A 17,651-nucleotide genomic window follows, 5' to 3' on the forward strand; every position below is an offset into this window, starting at 1 on the left:
GACGGTACTTGACCCTCTCGAAGCCGAGACACTGGCACTCCCGCGGGTCGGACACCCGGAGGGCGGCGGCGTCCCGCCGCTCGGCCGGTGGGCGCGCCGGTAGTTCGACAGGGTTTTTATGCGGGACCGACTGGGTTCTGCCACCAATGGCAGATTTCACCGTCGTGGTCGCGGACCCCGAGAACGGGGAGACGCGCCAACTCGATGCGGAGGGACAGGACGCCAACCGATTCATCGGTCGTGACATCGGTGACGAGGTCGAGGGGAGTGCCGTCGGCCTCGACGGGTACACGCTCGAACTCACTGGCGGGTCCGACACCGCCGGTCGGCCGATGCGCGCCGACGTTCGCGGGCCGAACCTGACGACGCTCCTCTCGGACGGCGGCACCGGCTACGAGCCGTCCCGTCCCGGCGAGCGACGACGCGTGACCGTCCGCGGCCGCGAGGTCAGCGAGGACACCCGCCAGATAAACGCGAAGATAGTCGAGCGCGGCGACGAGTCCGTCGCCGACCTGCTCGACGAGAGCGACGACGAGTAGCGTGGCCGACCGCGTCCCGAGTGACCACGACAGCGTCGAGACGGTCCGTGCCACCCTCGAACGGGTCGGCCGCACCGACCGCCGGAAAGTGGCAGTGCCCGCCGACTCGGCCGTGACGCTGCCGACCGACGAGGTGGTTCGCCTCGTGCTCGACGGGGACACCTACCACAGTCGCGTCGAGACGGACTTCGACGGGCGGCCGGAACTCCGGGGAGCCTACGACTCGCCGACGCTCGCTCGCGACCCCGGGGCCGGAACCGACCGCCTCGCCGAGTGGGTCGCGGACGCGGACGTGTCGCTCGAGGGGTCGGTCCTCCTCGACGTCGTGACACCGGAGTACAAGTATGGCCTGCGCGCGCCCGGTGACCGGGCGGTGTACGACGCCACCGACGCCCCGAGTGACTCCCTCGCGTCCATCGCCAGCGATGTCGAGGAGTGACCGTCCGAGCGACGCTCTGCCGATGCAGCGACCATCAACGCGGGAACAAGACTTTTTTATTCGCCACTCAGAGTGTCGAATAGTCCGCTGTACGCGTCTACGACACTGCAACGATGATTGAACTCACAAAAACGGGGATCGACGGACTCGACGAGATTCTCAACGGGGGTATCGTCAAGAACTCTACGACACTGATAAGTGGGAATCCGGGGGCGGGGAAGAGCATTCTCGCACTCCAGTTCATCTACAACGGCGTCGAGATGTTCGACGAACGTGGCATCTACCTCTCGTTCGAGGAGAACGAACAGGACGTCCGTGAGGCCGCCGAATCGGTCGGCTTCGAGAACTGGGGAGAGTACGTCGAGGACGGCAAAATAAAGATCTTCGACAAGCAGGTGCTGCTCCGGGAGAACGACTTCAGCGCGTCGCTCGACCTCTTGCTCGACGACATTCAGGACGACGACTACGACCGCATCGTCATCGACTCGCTGACGATGTTCCAGTTGTTCTTCGAGGACGAGACGGAAAAGCGGACGTACCTCCTGAAGTTCACCGACATCCTCCGGCAGAACGAACTGACGACCCTGATGACCAACGAACAGGCCGCCGTCTTCCCGGAGACGGACATCGGACTGGAGAACTACCTCACCGACGGGAACATCTACCTCATCCAGACGCCCACCGAGTCGGGCGTCAACCGCTACATCTGGGTCGCCAAGATGCGAAAGCAGAACATCGAAACCGACATCTTCCCGCTGGAGATTCAGGAGGGCGGTATCAAAGTCCACCAGAACGCGAGTGCCTTCTCGATGATGAGTGGCGACGACTCTCCTATCTGAATATCACTGCTGATAACGAACTTCTGCCCGGTTTGAACTGGCGGAGACACCGTCTTTTTTGCGCATTTTCCGCCAGTGCTTTCGGATATTTGCACCGTCCCGTCAATTTTATAATACGGAGAGTATAAATGCTGATATTAGATGCCGCCTGCAGAGCTACTTCGGGCACTGGGGAACAAGTACAGCGCGGAAATCCTCGATGCGACAGACGAACCGCTGTCGGCACAGACACTCAGCGAGGAGTTGGACATCCCGATAGCGACGTGTTACCGCCGCATCGACGAACTCACCGACCACGACCTGTTGGAACTCCACGACAGCGTCCTCTCGGACGACAGGCGGCGCATCAAGGTCTACCGGCGCAACGTCGACGAGGTGACCATCGACTTCTCGGAGTCGCTCTCGGTGGCCGTCGAGGAACGCGCCGACGTGACGAACCGGCTCGACGAGGCGTGGCGGAGCGTCTCACAGAGCTAGCGGTTCCACGCCTCCGCGTGTCGCGTCGCTTTTGTATCCGCGTCGGCGACCCGGAGTATGCACGAGACACGCGAGCAGTTCCTCGCAGGCGACCGCCCCGACGACGTGCTCATCTTCTTCAGCGAGACTGCCGTCGAGCGACTCGACCGCCTCGCGGAGGTCGGCGAGTCCGTCTCCGGCGGCGTCGTCCTCGTTCTCGCGGCCGAGAAGGGCCGGACGGCCTTCCAGCAGGCGACCGACGTGGACCCGATGTCGCTCGCCGGCTCCGCGATGGGCGTCGAGGGTGAAATCGCCCCGGACTGCACCGGCGGCGACTGCCCGGCCGTCGTGGACGAGGGTGAACAGAGTGCCGTCCACGACCCCCGCTTCATCTTCGCGTTCGCCGAGGCCCAGAACGAGGAGGTCGGGGACCTCTACGCCGAGGGCGACGTGATTCACGCCTACGCGCTCTGTGAGTGTGGCACCGCCTACTCCCAGAAGTGGGTCGCCGGCGAGCGGTAGGGATCGCTACTCGCTGGCGTCTACTTCCTCGCCGCTCTCCGCTCCGCGCTCCTCGTCCGCCGCTTCGACTTCGCGCTTCACGTCGTGGAACGCCTCGATGATGACCTGCCACCTTTTTCGCCTCGGGCGCGCTCCGCGCACCGCTCGGCGAAAAACGTGGGCGAAAAAGCAGCCACTCGCTCCGCTCGTGGCTGTCCTACTCCTCGTCCGCCGCTTCGACTTCGCGCTTCACGTCGTGGAACGCCTCGATGATGACCTGCCACCTTTTTCGCCTCGGGCGCGCTCCGCGCACCGCTCGGCGAAAAACGTGGGCGAAAAAGCAGCCACTCGCTCCGCTCGTGGCTGTCCTACTCCTCGTCCGCCGCTTCGACTTCGCGCTTCACGTCGTGGAACGCCTCGATGATTACTTGCTTGGCCACCGCACCCTCCGTCGTCCAGTGGTGGGCGTAGTCGAGCATGTCGTCGTAGATGTCGGGCTTACAGCCCGCGGCCTTGGGGTGGCCGCCGCCGTTGACCTTGCCGGCGACTTCGTGTGCGTGCTCGAAGGAGTCCGTCCCGCGAATCGAGGCCGACCCGGCGGGCTTGACGATGACGGCGGCGTCGGTCCCCTGCTCGCGCAGTGCTTCGGCGACTTCGTTCTGGGAACAGCGGCCGTAGGTGATGCCGACGGTCCACGGACCGATGTCCCGAATCTCGGCGCGGTCGACGGCGAACTCGATGAGTGCTTCCTTCTCGACGCGCTGTTCGGCGAGGAACTCCTCGACCGCCGCCGGGAGGTCAGGGCCGTGTTCGCGCACCACGTCGACGTACTCCTCGGGGTCGGCCCAGTAGGCGTAGTCCGCGAGGTCGTCGCTCCGGGGGTCCTCCCGGAGCCAGAGGTCGTGGTCGCGGGTCACGACCGCCAGTGCTTCGAGGTGGTCGGGGAAGTCGTAGTCCAGCGACCGCACCGCCACGTCGGCGGTACACTCCTCCTCGGACTCGCCGACGACCCGCCGCGTGACGTGGTCGTCCACGAGTTCGCCGAGGGCCTCGTCCCACTGGTGGTGGTCGAACCAGTGGACCTCGCTCGCCAGTTCTGCGACGGCACCGAGCGGGTCAACGTCCTCGGGCGAGTCCGGGCAGAGGTCACAGACGAACACGGGAACGCCGGCGTCGGCGTACTCGGTGACGAAGGTGAGTGCTTGCTTGATGTCCCGCGGTCCAGCGGGGAGCAGTGCGGCGTCGGCGACGGCTTCCCGGACCAGCGCGGTACAGGCGAGGCCGTCGGCGTCGGGGTCGGCGACGACGACGGCGGGTGCGTCGGTGAGCGTCGCCTCGGCTTCGCGCTCCCGTTCGACCTCCTCGACCGAATCGGGGTGGAAGAAGCCTTCTCCGGGGAGGCGGGATTTCCGCGAGAGAGAGAGTCTGTCGTCGTCGATGAGCCAGTCGTCCATACTCCTCGGAGTGGTCCCCGGCCAATGAAGCCGTCGGCTACGGCCGGACGCCCGGCGGCGGTTCCTCGTCGCCGTCGAGTTGCCTGACGGTCAGCACCGGCACGGGGCAGCGTCGAACGATGGCCTCGGCCACGCTCCCGAGCAGGAACGAGTGTTCGCCGTGCCGGCCCCGCGTCCCGGTGGCGATGACGTCCGCGTCGACCTCCGTGACGTAATCGATTATCTCCGTGGCCGGGTCGCCCTCCCGGACGGCCGTGACGACGTCCCGGTCGGCCCGCCCGGTGATGGCGTCCAGAGCCTCTTCGCCCGTCTGGGTCAATGCGTTCCGGAGGTCGTCGCTCACTTCTTCGGGTGACCCCTCGATGTCGCCCTCGTCGAGGACGTACAGCGCGTGTACAGTCGCGTCGAACCGCTTCGCGAGGTCGAGCGCGACGGCGACGGCCCGCGCGGCACTCTCGGACCCGTCCGTCGCGATGACCACGGTGTCGAACATTGGGCGTGTCTATCGCCCCTCTCGGCTTAAATTCCACGCGTCCCCGTAGCGCGCGCTGGTCGCTCGGTGGCTTTTTGCCCTTCCCCGACGGACAGCAGGATATGACCGGCGTGGCTATCGACCGTGTCCTCGTATCTCTCGACGGGGGCGAGGCGGCACTCGACGCCGCCGAGTTCGCCGTCGCAATCGCCGCCCGCTACGACGCGGCCGTCCACGCGCTGTACGTCCTCGAAGAGTCCGTCGCCCGCAGTCTGGAGGCGGGCGAACTCGACGACGACGCCGTCGCCGCCCGGACACAGGAGTTTATGGACGACGTGGACCGACTCGCCAGCGACCACGACGTGCCGCTGAACCACTCGACGGCACTCGGCTTCTCCGAGTCACGACTGAGCCACCACCCCGGGAACGTCGTCCTCGACACCGCCGACGCCGTGGGCGCGGACTTCCTCGTCGTCCCGCGCGAACCCGTCACCGGTGCCCCCGAGGCGGTGCTGGGGAAAGCCGCCGAGTACGTCCTGATGTACGCCAGCCAGCCCGTGCTCTCGGTCTAGAGCCGGATTCCCATCTCCAACTCGAAGCCCTCGGTGCTGGCCGTCTCGAACCCCACCTTCTCGTAGAGGGTGATGGCCGGCTTGTTCCACCGTTCGACGGTCAGCCAGACCAGTTCGATGCCCGAGGCTTGTGCGTGCCCGAGCAACCGCTTCAGCAACACCGTCCCGATGCCTGCCCCTTGGTGGGTGTGGAGGACGAAGATAGCGAGTTCGTACGCCTCGCCGCGGTCCGGGACCAGCGTCGCGTGGCCGATGGCACTGTCGCCGTGGCGGGCGACGACGTTCAGACAGTCGGAGTCGAGTAGTGTGTCCAGCCACTCGCGGATGCTGTCCTCGCGGACCGGCGGAATCCCCTGTGCGCGGTCCTCCGGGTCGAACTCCACGTACATCTCGACCAGTTCTTCGAGGATGTCCGCGTCGGCGACTTGGACGCTGATGTCCCGGTCCTCGCCGTCGGTGAACGTCGTCGGCGGTTCCGGGAACTCACCTGCCGACTCGTCGGGGAATATCTCCGCTCTCATCTGACGAGAGTCACCGTCGTTTCGGAGTTGAGGAGGACGAACTCTATCATCTCGTCGAGCTGTATCTTCCCGAGTGAACTGCGCTCTCCGCCGGTCAACACCAGTCGGTCGAACCCGCCGTCGTCCGCGAGTTCCACTAATTGCGCGCCGGCGTGTCCATCGACCCGACGGACCGCCGCGTCCACGTCGCTCTCGGCTACCCGGTCCCGGACTGCCGCCTCGATGTCCTCGGCAGTCGCGCCCACGTCGTCGCGTTCGACGACGGCGACGGTGAGGTCGTCACCCGCCTCCGCCGCCCGCGCGATCGCCTCGTCGAGTGCGGCGTAGGACCCCTCGGTGCCGCCGACGGCAAGCAGGACCTTCATACGTCATCTCTCTCGGCCGGCGGTCAAAAAACGCTCGCTCGGGGACCGGCGGTGCCCGAAACACCGTCGTTCGCGCGTCAGACACCGCCGATACGCTTTTTCGCGTCCGGTGACGATAGCCGCTATGCCCGACTCTTCCCTGCCGGACGGTCAGGAGACGCCCGCCGACGAGGACGACGCCGACCCGGAGACGGTCGGCGGCGGGGACGACGACCCGGAGACGGCGGCCCCGCCCGCGGACGTACAGAAGTACGACCGGTTCAAGAAGATAGAGGGCGGGACCTACGACCGGGCCAACGAGTTCCTCCGGGAGCGGACATACGTGACCGCCCGCGAGTGGGCCATCGCCCGCCTGTGTGCGGACTTCCGCACCGAGACGGGCGTCGAGATGACGAAAATCGGCGAGAACCTACCCGACCTCGTTCCCTTCATGACGGACACGTACACGCCCCAAGCGGTCAATCAGGCCCGGGCGTCCTTCGAGGAGAAGGTCCGAAAGGCCGGAGCTACCTTCCTCTACGGCGCGATGTGTGACTTCTTCACCGCCGAGGAACTGGACGACGTGATGTACGAGGCCACCGAAGTCGCCAAGTTCCTGCTGGAAGTCGAGGGCGTCGAACTCTCCGTCGAGGAGGAACTGGAGGCCGAGGACCGCATCTCCGAGGTGATGCGGGAAGTCCGCGAACACAGCACGCAACTCCGCCACGACGAGTGTCCACACTGCGGGGGCGACCTCGACGGCGAGGACGCCGACGGCGGGACGACCGCCGAAGCGGACGATTAGAACGTCCCACGTCTGAACTCTTCTATCGATGCTACGTTCGAGCAATCGTGCTGAGTAGCGCGCGTGCATTCGTGGTCGAACCGGCTCCTGACTCGGTGTAACACATCGAGACGCCGATAGTATAGTACGAATATCAACCACAGGTGACTTTACATTATAGCCCCTACCGTAGACGATGGACCGTTCCAGTCTTCGCTACACGGCGGAGTTCGTTGGAGACAGACAGTCTCCGGGGTTGGCCACCAGTGCCCAGTGAACCTGCCGGGGCTGTCGGTCGTGTTCACCGCTCGAGCGTCGTACTGTCGCAGTACTTCCGGCGGCTGTTGACCCCCCCGCTTCCGGGCGATGGACTGCTGCTGTTTGGCTTCCTCGAGGGAGTGCTCGGCTGGGGACTGTCCTGGCTGTTCAGCCAGAACCCGAGCCTCGCTCCGGTCGGACTGATTCCGTCTATCGTCCTCACGTGGATCGGCCTGACCGGCGGGATTATCTTCGTCGGCGTGACCTACACCGCACCGACCGTCAGACGAAACCGGGTCTGGTTGGTGTGGGGCGGGCTCAACGTGGCCGCGACCGTGGTCAACGTCGCCGCCATTGCTGGAACGCTCCCGCCGCAACTGCTCACCTACGCGTACTGGCACCCGTGGTTTGCAGTGATGGGGACGGGCTATCTCGTAACGGGGCTGTACAATTGGCAGAGTCCACAGATTCGGCCCCAAGAGCGATACGTCTACATCGCCACCGGACTGGTTACGCTCGGACTGCTGGCCGCGAGTACGGGACCGCTGCTCGGGTTCGTGACCGCCAACGTGTTCGTACTCGGTGGAGTGCTACAACTCGCCCCGATCGGCCACGACGTGCTCGCCGACGCAGTGCTCATCGCTCGCGCACAGTAGGTCCCTCACCGGAGTAACAGAATGACAGAAGCGCAACCGACCGACGAGCCAACTCATGTACGACACCATCCTTCTCCCGACAGACGGTAGCGAGGCAACGACCGACGCCGCCATCCACGCGTTCAGCCACGCCGAGCAGTACGACGCCACGATACACGTGCTGTCGATCGTCGAACTCTCCAGTGGCCCCGGGACCGCCGGGCGAGACGACGAAGAACTCGACCGGCGACGGCGTGAACGGATGGCAGCAGCCGAACGACTCGTCGAGGCACACGCCGCCGAGGGTGTCGACTCGACCACCGCTGTCAGGGTCGGCAGCCCCGCTCGGGTCATCGCGGAGTACATGACGGAGGCTGGGGTCGACCTCGCAGTTATGAGCACCCGTGCTCGGTCCGGTGCCAAGCGGTTCATCTTCGGCAGCGTCACCGAGCAGGTCATCCAAGCCAGCGACACACCCGTCTTGGCGGTCCAACGGTGATACCAGTCGACGCCTCGTCACTCCGGTGAACTACGACTGCGTCCACGCACGGGAGCCGACCCACTACCGCGACCATCTCCGCCGTTCGAGGGGTCGCCCGACGGCGCGCTGAAGTAGCCACGGCCTGAACCGCAGATATGGACCCGACACGGAGGGTACTTCTCACCGACGGACTCGTCGGCGTCCTCGCGCTCGCCACGGGGATGGCCTTCGCAGTCCCCTTCCGGTGGTGGTTAGTCCCGCTCGCAGGCGTGACCACGCTCGGGACCGCCGCGGTGCTGTTCTCCGAGGAGCGAGACGCGCTCGCGAGCAGGGGCTACGCTGTCGTCCTCATGGCACTGTTCGTCGGCCTCCCGGGCTTGCTGGCGTTGGGCCTGTTGTGGGTCCGGCCGCCACTCGGGTCGGCACTGGCGTTCGCGGTCTGTCTCGGCCTCGGCGGTGCCGTCGTCGGGTACCGCTTCGTCTTCGGCGTCCTCAGACCCGTCCCGGAGAAGCGACTCGCGCGTGCCCGCGACCGAGCCGTGTGACGATGTGACCCGGCGGCTCAGTGCTCGTCGCGACGCTCGCCGTCGGCCGTCTCGGTCGGTGTGTTCGCCGCCCCCGCCGTGTCGGGGTCACGCGCGAGTGTGCGAACGTTCTCGCCGACTGCGGTCCCGAACCGCTCGCCCTCTTGCTCGCCGGCCGCCGCCTTCTCTAGTGCCGAGTCCGGGCCGACCCGCTCGTAGACGACTTCGCCGCGGACGACCGTCAACTCGGGGAACACGCCCTCCATCCCCTCGAAGGGCGTCCACCCGCACTTCGAGTGGAGGGCGTCGCCGCGAATCTCGCGGGGCCGGTCTGGGTCGACCAGCACGAGGTCGGCGTCCATGCCCTCAGCGATGGTCCCCTTGTTGGGCACGTCGAATATCTCGGCAGGATTCTTGGCCGTCAGGTCGCGGACGCGCTCGTAGGAGAGTTCCCCCGCCGCGGCCCGTGCCAGCAACAGCGGGAGGGCCGTCTCGACGCCGGGGACACCCGAGGGCGCGTCCCAGATGCCCGCGTCTTTCTCCTCGCGGGTGTGGGGAGCGTGGTCCGTGGCGACGATGTCGACTGTCCCGTCCACGACGCGCTCCCACACCTTGCTCCGCAACCGCTCGCGCCGGAGCGGCGGGTTCATGCGGCCGAACGTCCCCAACTCGTCCAAGTCACGCCGCGAGAGGAACATGTGGTGTGGTGCCACTTCACAGGTCATGCCGTGTTCCGTGGCGGCGTCGATGCCCTCGGGGGTGGAGGTGTGGGCGACGTGGAGGTGGGCCTCGAAGCGGTCGGCGACAGCCCCGGCGGCCCGGACGGCGGCGGCCTCGGCGCGGGCGGTGCGGTAGGCACTCCACGCGTCGGCGTCGTCCCGCTCTTTCGCGCCGGGTTCGAACTCCGTGGCGTCCTCGGCGTGGACCGTGACGACGGTGTTCTGCCGAGCGGCGGTCTTGACCGCGCTGGCGAACAGGTCCACGTCGATGCCCATCTCGCCGGTCGAGTCCGCGAGGAACACCTCGCCGAGCGCGAACATCGGCCGCTGGAAGAGCGCGCTGGGAACCCACTCCGCGGTGACGCCGCCGTTGATACCGTAGTCGACCAGCGATGCCCCGGCGAGGTCTGCCTTCTCGTCGAAGGCCGGGCCGTCGACCGTCGGCGGGTCGGTGTTCGGCTGGTCGACGACGGTGGTAACGCCGCCCGCCGCGGCCGACGCGCTCCCCGTCTCCCACGTCTCCTTGTGGGCAAAGCCCGGTTCGCGGAAGTGGACGTGGGTGTCTATCATCCCCGGCATGAGCCGCAGTCCCGTGGCGTCGATGAAGCGGGCGTCGGCCCGGTCGGGCATCGGCAGGTCCTCGCCGACGGCCGCTATCTCCTCGTCCACGACGCGCACGTCGCGGACGCGGCCGTCCGGGAGGGTCGCGTTCCGAATGAGCATACACCCTCTCCGTCCCGTGGGGTTCTAAATCTCGGGGACTACTCGCCCGCCCACTCGACGGCGGCGAGGTCGTCGACCCACTCGACGCTCCCCAGCGTGTCCCCGACGAGGGCGTCCTCGACCCGGAGGATGATGGCGACCGGGTCGACCTCCCCACCGGCGCGGTCGATACTCCCGACCGACTCGGGGTCGAAGGCCACGCCCAACGCCTCGTACACCGGTTCGAGGACCGCGGCGATTGCCTCGTGGCCGTCCACGACGAGGATGCCGGCGACCAGTGCGGCGTCCCCGGTGACCCGCTGGGCGACGCCGACGAGTTTCCCGCCCGTCGCCTGTAGCGAGTAGCCGCCGGGGCAGAATGCGTCCTCGGGTTCCCCGCGCTCGGCGTCGACGCCGAGTTCCCGCAGGGCGTCCCGCACGTCGACCCGGACGCCCGCGTAGCGTTCGTCGAGGCCAGTCCGCTCGTCGGCGACAGGTTCGATGCGGGCGAACGCGATGGTGTCGCCGGTGTAGGCGACGGGTCGGCCGCCGACCTGTCGGTCGTGGACGGCGTACCCGCGCTCTTTGGCCGCCGCAACGGCGGCCTCGTACCCGGCTGCGGTCCGGTCCTGCGGGCCGAACGCGACCTGTCGGTGGGGTCGCCAGACGCGCACCGCCGACTCGCCCGTCGTTCCCACCCACTCCAGCAGTCGCTGGGTGACCGCTCGGTCGGTGTCGGCGTCCTCGCCGCGGCCACGGACCACGCGCATACTCGGGAGAGGGATGTCACCGGATAAGGGCTTGACGGCTCACACCGGGTCGTGAGGTTCAAGCCTGCACTCGCCCAACGTCGGACGATGGCAGTTCGCCTCTCGGCCGACGTACTCCGTCGGTATCCGCGCTTTTCCCTCTACAACTCGCCGTACACGGCCCACGACGCGGGGGCGGCGGTCGACCTCTACCCGGAACCACACGACGAGGCGTCCCACGTCGGCACCCCCGCACCGTCCCCGGTCGCCGGGGAGGTACTCGACACCCGGACCGTGGACGCGCCGCCCAAGCCCTACGCCGCCGACCACGACCACCTGATACTACTCGACACCGGCGAGTCCGTCGCGCGCATCCTCCACGTCGACCCCGCCGTCGCGTCGGGCGACAGCGTGAGCATCGGGGACTCGCTGGGGTCGCTCGCACGCTCCGGGTTCTTCGCGCCGTGGGTCGACGACCACCTTCACCTCGGGTTCCGGGCGGCCGACGCGAACCCGTACCGCGCCTCGGGGTCCGTCCGGATGACACTCGACCCGGCACTCGACCTCCGACCGGTCGGATGGGACGGGACCGGGACTGTCGTCGAGACGGGCGAGACGTACGCCGTCCTCGACGCGCCGACCCACCCTGCACCCGGCGACTGCTTCGCCGGCCTCGACGGCGGCGGGTGCGTCCTCGACGGCGGCCTCCCCCACTACGACGGGGGCGGCGCGCTCGGCGGCCCGGACGGTCCGGTGTCCCTCTTGGACACCCGCGTCGGCGTCGCCGAGGACCGAACCGTGTCGTGGACCGACCCGACTGTTCGGGTGCGGCGGGGGTCGCCGGACTCGGACGGACCCGCCGGCGACCCGATTACCGGCCTCTCGCTGTTCTGTGGGCGCGAGACAGTGGGCGTGAAACTGGTCTGTCCGGACCACGGTTTCGCGGTCGGGGACCGGGTGACCGTAATAATCGACCACTGAATTGCTAACACGCGACAAGTAGTCTCGCACTAATTTACACGCTCGTGTGAATGAACCAACAAACAAAAGACCGTGCTGACGGTACGCTATTACATGGCAAAGGACTTGCCGGAGGGTGCACCGGTGATGCTCCGAATGTCCGTCGAGCGCGAGAAGGGCTATCTCTCGCGGTTGGACGTCCATATGGAGGACCTGCAGTACGGTGGCGCGACGCTGGTGATTCCGTTCGACGAGTCGCTGACCGACGACGAACGCGACCCGCCGACCGTCCACAACGGCATCGCGGCGACGCTGTTGGAACAGGCCGCGGAACTCGCCATCAGGACGACGATGCCGGACCCGGTCAACGACACGGTCGAACCGCTGAGTCTCGACATCAACTTCCTCTACGACGCGGTGTACGACCTCACTGCGACTGCGGAAGTCGTCGACACGCACGATACCAGTGCCGTCGCCTCGGTGACCGTCGAGAGCAAGACGCCCGAGGGCAACGTCGAACCGATGGCCACCGGGCAGGGTGTCTTCCGCGCCGAAACGGACTAGAACTGCACCGCCTCGCGAGCCGTCACCTCGCCGAACAGCCAGTCGGCGTGGTCCAGCGCGTACTCGCGGTGGGCCTCCTCGATGTAGCCGATTGCGTCCTCGACCAACACCGGACGGTAGTCACGGAGGCCGGCACTGCCCGCGGTGTGCAGGACACAGACGTTCGCCAACGTCCCGCAGATGACCAAATCGTCGATACCGCGGGCCGACAGCCACCCGTCGAGTTCCGTCCCGTGGAAGGCGTCGTAGGTGTGTTTCTCGACCACGTGGTCGTCCTCGCCGACCGGCAGGTCTGCGACCAGTTCGGCCTCCCAGGACCCCTCCGTGACGTGTTCGCCCCACCGCTCGAACTCGTCGTAGTAGTGGGCGTCCTCGAACTGCTCGGGCGGGTGTACGTCGCGGGTGTAGACGACCCGCACACCGGCATCGTGTGCCCGCTCGACGAGACTCACCACCGGGTCGATTGCCGCCTCGCTCTCGGGTGCGTAGAGGCTCCCGTCGGGGTGACAGAAGCCGTTCTGCATGTCCACGACGACGACTGCGGTGCTGTCGGTGTCGAACTCCATGCCTGCGTGTAGACGACGCACTCGAAAAACCGTTTCCCGGCGGCCGGACACATGCGCGGGGCTTTTGGCCGCGCGGGCCGTGGCTCGTGGTATGCGATTGGTCCCGGCCCTCGCACTCGTCGTCCTCGTCGCCCTCGCGGGGTGTAACCTCCCCGCAGGCATCGGCGGTACCGACCCCGGTGCGGACGAGGGCGAGGGTGCCACCCTGCCGGACCCGGAAACCGACCGGGTTGGCTGGGAGAACGGCTACTGGCACAACGAGACGCTCGACGTGACCAACGAGGACGGCCTCGCCGCCGACGAACGCGAGGCAGTCGTTGCCCGTGCGATGGCCCGCGTCGAGTACGTCCGGGACGCCGAGTTCGAGGAGACGGTCCCCGTCGACATCATCTCTCGCGCGGAGTTCCGCGAGCGCGGCGACTCGAACCACTCCGCGGCGTTCCGAACCTTCGACAACGCGAAGTTCGAGGCACTAATGTTGATCGGCGAGGACACCGACTCGCTCGCGGTCCAAGAGGGCAACAGCGGGTCGAACGTCCTCGGCTTCTACGCTCCGGGCAACGACTCCATCAAAATCGTCGCCGAGTCCGACAGCCCGAGTCTGGACGGCGAGGGAACGCTGGCACACGAACTCGTCCACGCCTTACAGGACCAGCGACACAACCTCTCCTCGCTCCGCGGCGACACCCGCGACGGCGTCAACGGCCGGAACGGCCTCATCGAGGGCGAGGCGAGCGTAGTGCAGGACCGATACACCGCCCGCTGTGGCGGCGCGTGGACCTGTATCGAGAGCAGCGAGGAGAGCCAGTCCGGCGTGGGCGAGGACTTCCACTGGGGCGTCTACTACCTCAACTTCTTCCCGTACAGCGACGGCCCCGGATTCGTCAGGCATCTGGTCCGGCAGGGTGGATGGGACGCCGTCGACGCGGCCTTCGAGGACCCGCCCGAGAGTGCCGGGCAGGTCATCTACCCGGCGCGATACACCGACCGCGACCCGCCAGCGAACGTGACCCTCACGGACACGGCGACGGGCGAGTGGGCGCGCGTCCGACCCGACCGGGACCGCCCGGACTACGCGGTGTTCGGCCAGTCGGCCCTCACGTCGATGTTCGCCTACACGCTTCACGACGAGGACCGACAGCCGGTCGTCGACCCGCGCTCGTTCGTCAACGTCGAGGACGGGAGCGTCAACTCCTCGGACCCGTACGACTACGCGCTCGACGTGACGAGCGGGTGGGAGGGCGACAGACTCCACGTCTACCAGCGCGACGCCGACACCAACGAGACGGCCTACGTCTGGCGTCTCGAGTGGGACTCGCCCGGCGAGGCCCGCGAGTTCGCCCGCGGCTACCGCGCCCTGTTGAACTACTGGGGCGCGGAGTCGGCCGGCGGGCAGGCGGACACGTACCGCATCCCCGAGACGGACGCCTTCGGGGACGCCTTCCGGGTCGACCGGTCGGGTGCGACGGTGACGATAACGAACGCGCCGACAGTCGGCGACCTGTCGGCCGTCCGGCCCGAAGCGTAGTTTTTTCGGCGCGCCACCGGTAGCGCACGGTATGACTGAGTTCGACATCGTGCCGCCCGAGGCCATCGCGTCGGGGCGGGCTACCGACGCCTACTTCGAACGGACGACGGAGACGCTCGCCCACGCCGGGCGGAACCCACACGTCGTCGCGGAGGTCACCGCCGACCAGTTCCCGACCGGCGAGTTCGAGGTTTTCGGTGGCGTGAAAGACGCCGCCGCACTGCTCTCGGGGCTCGACGTGGACGTGTCCGCGCTCCCCGAGGGGACGGCCTTCGACGGCGGTCCGGTGATGCGTATCGAGGGCAACTATCGGGCGTTCGGCGTCTACGAAACTGCTCTACTGGGCTTTCTCTCACACGCCTCGGGCATCGCAACGAACGCGATGCGCGCCCGCCGCGCCGCGCCGGAGACGACGATTGTGAGTTTCGGGGCGCGCCACGTCCACCCGTCCATCGCCGCCGTCGTCGAGCGCAACGCCCTGGTGGGTGGACTCGACGGCTTCTCGTCGGCCGCGGCCGGCGATGTCCTCGACCGCGAAGCGAGCGGTACGATGCCCCACGCTCTGGTCATCTGCTTCGGCCGGGGCGAGCAGGAGGCCGCGTGGCGGGCGTTCGACGAGGCCGTCGCGCCCGACGTGCCCCGCGTCACGCTCTGTGACACCTACAGCGACGAGGTGGACGAGGTACTCCGGGCCGTTGAGGCCGTCCCGGACCTCGACAGCGTCCGCCTCGACACCACCGGGTCCCGCCGGGGTGACTTCCGGCACATCGCCCAAGAGGTCCGCTGGGAACTCGACGCGCGCGGCCACGAGGATATCGGTATCTTCGTCAGCGGCGGCCTCGGCCCGGCCGAGTTGCGCGAGCTACGCGACGTGGCCGACGGCTTCGGCGTCGGCGGGTACGTCAGCAACGCCGACCCGGTGGACTTCGCCCTCGACATCGTGGCAGTCGACGGCGAACCGGCCGCAAAGCGTGGCAAACTCTCCGGGGCCAAGCAGGTGTACCGTACGGCCGACGGCGGCCACCACGTCGCGCTGGCCGACAGCGATGCTCCCACGGACGGCGACCCTCTGCTAGAACCGGTCGTCGAGGACGGGACAGTCGTGGCCGACTTCGACATCGACGCCGCGAGCGAGTGGGCGCTGACCGACGCGGCTCGGGTCGGACTCGGCGCGGCCGAGTGAGTGCCCGCCGCTCGGGGCCACCACGCGACACCGTGCTCGGACCGCCACTGTTCGTCCCGATTAATCCGAGTTAACTGGCGTTAAACCGGCCCGAAAACGCCTGAATCCGCCGAAATTTGTCTTCGGCGTCGCACCCCTTCAATACCCACTGGCCGTTGGACTCGGGTGGAGGCAACGATGAGAACCAAACTACTCGTCGCGGCAGGACTCGCCGCGCTCGTGTTGACTGCAGGTACCGCCGCCGCGCTCCCGGGGAACGCCCCCGTGGACGTTGGCGCGAACGACGACGCGGCCGACAACGCCGACGAACGGGCGGACGCCGCCGATGCCGACGAACGGGCCGACGACGATGCCAACGACACTGACCGCGCGGGCGGCCCCGACGCCGCACCCGTCGAACAGGGTGACCGCGGCCCGCCGGTGAGCCTGCCCGAGCAGGTGCCCGACCACGTGAGCCAGATTCACGACACCGTTCGGCAGTTCCTGAGCGGCGACCTCTCCGGGTCGCTCGGTGACGCCATCAGCGACGTGACGCCCGACGACGACGGCAACGAGACGAGCGGTACCGAGACGAGCGGCAACGCAACCGCCGCGTAACGCGGTTCCCGCTGGCGCGCCCGGCACTCTGTTTCTTCGGCCCGCCGCCCCGAGAGCGGCGGTGCCGTCGCTCACCGGTCCGGTCCACAGAGAGAGACTGCTGGGTCGGTTACGTGCGTTCCTGAATCGTGCCGCCCGGTTCGCGCTCCTCGAAGACGCGGCCCTCGAACAGCGTGACCATCGTGTCCTCGTCCTCCCACGCCGTCGGTGCGAGGCCGGCCGTCCGGCTCACTCGGTCGAGGTACTCGCGGGCACTCCAGCCGTTCTCGACGGGGACGGTCGGGTAGAGCCACCCACTCTTGGCACCGCGTTCGACCGCGACGCCGTGTGTCCCGAGTTCGAGGTCGGCGAGCGGGTCGTCGGTCAGCACGACGTTCCCGACGATACAGACCGACACCCGGAGCGAGTCGAGTTCCGCGGCGTCGACGACCGAGCCACAGGAGTCCTCGCTCGCGGCACCGATGGCGGCGTCCACCAGTGCCTCGCCGAGGTGGTCGCTCCACTCGTAACTCCCCGCACAGCCGCGGAGACGGCCGCGGCCACGGTCTTTCTCCAACCGGACGAACGCACCCGTTCGGGTGTAGAACGCCTCGCGCATACTGCCCAGTTGCTCGCGTGCTCCGTTCGCCACGAACGACGTCACGGCGTTCCGTGCCAGTTCGACGGCGTGCTGTCCGTCCGCTGGCGTGAGTTCGCCCATTGCCCCTGCCATTGTACCGTCTATGTGGACCAGCCGTTTGAATACTTTCATTTCTCGCCCCTGAACGTGAACATCTCACGACCCACGACCGCTGGGAGCCACCCCGACCGAACGGCTTAATCCGGGTCACCGAGTAGAGCTAGCCGGCAGAGGGAGCCCGGCCCCCGTGGGCACTCCGTGTGCGGGTCGGCGGCCGACGCCGTCCCCGCCGTCGGAGACCACGCCCATGAGGAAAGTCCCCCCACCGTCCGGGCAGGTGACCGGGCGCAAGCCCGGAGCGGAAGACCGCTGGCACTGGAACAGAAACGATACCGCTTCGCGGAAGCGATGAGGCGTGCGAACCCGAACCGCAAGGGACGGGGAGTTGACCCGCCGAGCGCGTGGTGGTCCTGCCATCACACGAACCGCGGAGAACGGATGGAACGGCGAATCCTCACTGGTGCAAGTCCGCGCAGTCTGGTAGCCCGGACACCCGCGCGGACGCTCAGCCGAATGCCGGGCCGAACAGAAGGGGGCTTACTCCCCTCAGCCACGTTCCCACGACGAGCGGCCGCGCCGCCGATA

Annotated in this window: 24 protein-coding genes and 1 other RNA gene; 16 read left to right on the plus strand and 9 right to left on the minus strand. The window is 67.6% G+C overall.

From position 1 onward, the window contains the following. Positions 1 to 146 precede the first annotated feature (146 nt). The 5 genes from MUG95_RS09005 (at position 147) to MUG95_RS09025 (ending at position 2,795) form a co-directional block, all read left to right on the plus strand. Complete coding sequence (locus tag MUG95_RS09005) at positions 147 to 539, plus strand: 30S ribosomal protein S6e (protein WP_247005810.1); 393 nt, start codon at positions 147 to 149, stop codon at positions 537 to 539. A gap of 1 nt (position 540) precedes the next feature. Continuing rightward, entirely contained in the window at positions 541 to 978 is a 438-nt protein-coding gene (locus tag MUG95_RS09010; RefSeq protein ID WP_247005812.1) for a DUF7112 family protein, read from the plus strand. Between the two features lie 113 nt (positions 979 to 1,091). Then, positions 1,092 to 1,817, plus strand: coding sequence for an RAD55 family ATPase (locus MUG95_RS09015; RefSeq protein WP_247005814.1), 726 nt, complete (start codon positions 1,092 to 1,094; stop codon positions 1,815 to 1,817). A 141-nt stretch (positions 1,818 to 1,958) separates the two neighbouring features. Further along, entirely contained in the window at positions 1,959 to 2,294 is a 336-nt protein-coding gene (locus MUG95_RS09020; RefSeq protein WP_247005816.1) for a winged helix-turn-helix domain-containing protein, read from the plus strand. 57 nt (positions 2,295 to 2,351) lie between these two features. Further along, complete coding sequence (locus MUG95_RS09025; RefSeq protein ID WP_247005824.1) at positions 2,352 to 2,795, plus strand: DUF5807 family protein; 444 nt, start codon at positions 2,352 to 2,354, stop codon at positions 2,793 to 2,795. Positions 2,796 to 2,801: 6 nt separating this feature from the next. On the opposite strand, the gene MUG95_RS16895 is transcribed toward MUG95_RS09025, so the two are convergent. The 3 genes from MUG95_RS16895 to MUG95_RS09035 form a co-directional block, all read right to left on the minus strand. Continuing rightward, the gene (locus tag MUG95_RS16895; protein ID WP_256463850.1) at positions 2,802 to 2,936 is read right to left on the minus strand and encodes a hypothetical protein; all 135 of its coding nucleotides are present in this window, start codon (positions 2,934 to 2,936) and stop codon (positions 2,802 to 2,804) included. A 206-nt stretch (positions 2,937 to 3,142) separates the two neighbouring features. Next, on the minus strand, positions 3,143 to 4,228 hold the full coding sequence (locus MUG95_RS09030) for a DHH family phosphoesterase (protein WP_247005826.1): 1,086 nt from the start codon (positions 4,226 to 4,228) through the stop codon (positions 3,143 to 3,145). A gap of 37 nt (positions 4,229 to 4,265) precedes the next feature. Next, positions 4,266 to 4,721: a universal stress protein gene (locus MUG95_RS09035; protein ID WP_247005828.1), complete on the minus strand. Its 456-nt coding sequence runs from the start codon at positions 4,719 to 4,721 to the stop codon at positions 4,266 to 4,268. Between the two features lie 101 nt (positions 4,722 to 4,822). Between MUG95_RS09035 and MUG95_RS09040 the strand changes: the two genes are divergently transcribed. After that, entirely contained in the window at positions 4,823 to 5,272 is a 450-nt protein-coding gene (locus tag MUG95_RS09040; protein WP_247005830.1) for a universal stress protein, read from the plus strand. On the opposite strand, the gene MUG95_RS09045 is transcribed toward MUG95_RS09040, so the two are convergent. Both MUG95_RS09045 and MUG95_RS09050 read right to left on the minus strand, forming a co-directional pair. Continuing rightward, the gene (locus MUG95_RS09045) at positions 5,269 to 5,793 is read right to left on the minus strand and encodes a GNAT family N-acetyltransferase (RefSeq protein ID WP_247005832.1); all 525 of its coding nucleotides are present in this window, start codon (positions 5,791 to 5,793) and stop codon (positions 5,269 to 5,271) included. The two genes, MUG95_RS09040 and MUG95_RS09045, sit on opposite strands and share 4 nt — an antisense overlap. Beyond that, positions 5,790 to 6,158: a universal stress protein gene (locus tag MUG95_RS09050; protein WP_247005834.1), complete on the minus strand. Its 369-nt coding sequence runs from the start codon at positions 6,156 to 6,158 to the stop codon at positions 5,790 to 5,792. Before MUG95_RS09050 ends, MUG95_RS09045 begins: the two co-directional genes overlap by 4 nt. Before the next feature lie 124 nt (positions 6,159 to 6,282). On the opposite strand from MUG95_RS09050, the gene MUG95_RS09055 reads away from it, so the two are divergent. The 4 genes from MUG95_RS09055 to MUG95_RS09070 all read left to right on the plus strand — a co-directional run bounded on the left by MUG95_RS09055 (position 6,283) and on the right by MUG95_RS09070 (position 8,840). After that, positions 6,283 to 6,942: a DUF5806 family protein gene (locus MUG95_RS09055; RefSeq protein ID WP_247005836.1), complete on the plus strand. Its 660-nt coding sequence runs from the start codon at positions 6,283 to 6,285 to the stop codon at positions 6,940 to 6,942. A gap of 323 nt (positions 6,943 to 7,265) precedes the next feature. Then, positions 7,266 to 7,835: a hypothetical protein gene (locus tag MUG95_RS09060; protein ID WP_247005838.1), complete on the plus strand. Its 570-nt coding sequence runs from the start codon at positions 7,266 to 7,268 to the stop codon at positions 7,833 to 7,835. 55 nt (positions 7,836 to 7,890) lie between these two features. Further along, positions 7,891 to 8,313 carry a universal stress protein gene (locus tag MUG95_RS09065; RefSeq protein WP_247005840.1) on the plus strand — a complete coding sequence of 141 codons (423 nt, stop codon included), beginning with the start codon at positions 7,891 to 7,893 and terminating at the stop codon, positions 8,311 to 8,313. Between the two features lie 137 nt (positions 8,314 to 8,450). Beyond that, positions 8,451 to 8,840 (plus strand): hypothetical protein, encoded by a 390-nt coding sequence (locus MUG95_RS09070; RefSeq protein ID WP_247005841.1) that lies wholly within the window; start codon positions 8,451 to 8,453, stop codon positions 8,838 to 8,840. A gap of 17 nt (positions 8,841 to 8,857) precedes the next feature. Here the strand turns inward: MUG95_RS09070 and MUG95_RS09075 are convergent, their stop codons facing one another. Together MUG95_RS09075 and MUG95_RS09080 are read right to left on the minus strand one after the other, a co-directional pair. Beyond that, a complete protein-coding gene (locus MUG95_RS09075; protein WP_247005843.1) occupies positions 8,858 to 10,261 on the minus strand; it encodes a dihydroorotase in 1,404 nt (467 codons plus the stop codon). Positions 10,262 to 10,299: 38 nt separating this feature from the next. Then, on the minus strand, positions 10,300 to 11,010 hold the full coding sequence (locus MUG95_RS09080) for a lipoate--protein ligase family protein (protein ID WP_247005845.1): 711 nt from the start codon (positions 11,008 to 11,010) through the stop codon (positions 10,300 to 10,302). A gap of 87 nt (positions 11,011 to 11,097) precedes the next feature. Here MUG95_RS09080 and MUG95_RS09085 point away from each other — a divergent pair, with 87 nt between their 5' ends. Next, positions 11,098 to 11,970: a DUF8155 domain-containing protein gene (locus MUG95_RS09085; RefSeq protein ID WP_247005847.1), complete on the plus strand. Its 873-nt coding sequence runs from the start codon at positions 11,098 to 11,100 to the stop codon at positions 11,968 to 11,970. Positions 11,971 to 12,063: 93 nt separating this feature from the next. Further along, positions 12,064 to 12,513 carry a PaaI family thioesterase gene (locus MUG95_RS09090; protein ID WP_247005849.1) on the plus strand — a complete coding sequence of 150 codons (450 nt, stop codon included), beginning with the start codon at positions 12,064 to 12,066 and terminating at the stop codon, positions 12,511 to 12,513. On the opposite strand, the gene MUG95_RS09095 is transcribed toward MUG95_RS09090, so the two are convergent. Continuing rightward, entirely contained in the window at positions 12,510 to 13,079 is a 570-nt protein-coding gene (locus MUG95_RS09095; protein ID WP_247005851.1) for a cysteine hydrolase family protein, read from the minus strand. The genes MUG95_RS09090 and MUG95_RS09095 overlap by 4 nt on opposite strands. A 91-nt stretch (positions 13,080 to 13,170) precedes the next feature. Here MUG95_RS09095 and MUG95_RS09100 point away from each other — a divergent pair, with 91 nt between their 5' ends. The 3 genes from MUG95_RS09100 (at position 13,171) to MUG95_RS09110 (ending at position 16,387) form a co-directional block, all read left to right on the plus strand. Then, complete coding sequence (locus MUG95_RS09100) at positions 13,171 to 14,607, plus strand: Hvo_1808 family surface protein (RefSeq protein ID WP_247005852.1); 1,437 nt, start codon at positions 13,171 to 13,173, stop codon at positions 14,605 to 14,607. Positions 14,608 to 14,638: 31 nt separating this feature from the next. Next, positions 14,639 to 15,790 carry a nicotinate phosphoribosyltransferase gene (locus MUG95_RS09105; RefSeq protein WP_247005853.1) on the plus strand — a complete coding sequence of 384 codons (1,152 nt, stop codon included), beginning with the start codon at positions 14,639 to 14,641 and terminating at the stop codon, positions 15,788 to 15,790. A gap of 177 nt (positions 15,791 to 15,967) precedes the next feature. Next, positions 15,968 to 16,387 (plus strand): hypothetical protein, encoded by a 420-nt coding sequence (locus tag MUG95_RS09110; protein WP_247005854.1) that lies wholly within the window; start codon positions 15,968 to 15,970, stop codon positions 16,385 to 16,387. Positions 16,388 to 16,496: 109 nt separating this feature from the next. Here the strand turns inward: MUG95_RS09110 and MUG95_RS09115 are convergent, their stop codons facing one another. Beyond that, on the minus strand, positions 16,497 to 17,099 hold the full coding sequence (locus tag MUG95_RS09115; protein ID WP_372608170.1) for a TIGR00296 family protein: 603 nt from the start codon (positions 17,097 to 17,099) through the stop codon (positions 16,497 to 16,499). A gap of 179 nt (positions 17,100 to 17,278) precedes the next feature. Here MUG95_RS09115 and rnpB point away from each other — a divergent pair. Continuing rightward, positions 17,279 to 17,618, plus strand: an RNA gene (gene rnpB, locus MUG95_RS09120) — RNase P RNA component. The last annotated feature ends 33 nt before the right edge of the window (positions 17,619 to 17,651 follow it).

The sequence above is a fragment of the Halorientalis litorea genome, from assembly GCF_023028225.1.
In the GTDB taxonomy this organism is placed as follows: Archaea; Halobacteriota; Halobacteria; order Halobacteriales; family Haloarculaceae; genus Halorientalis; species Halorientalis litorea.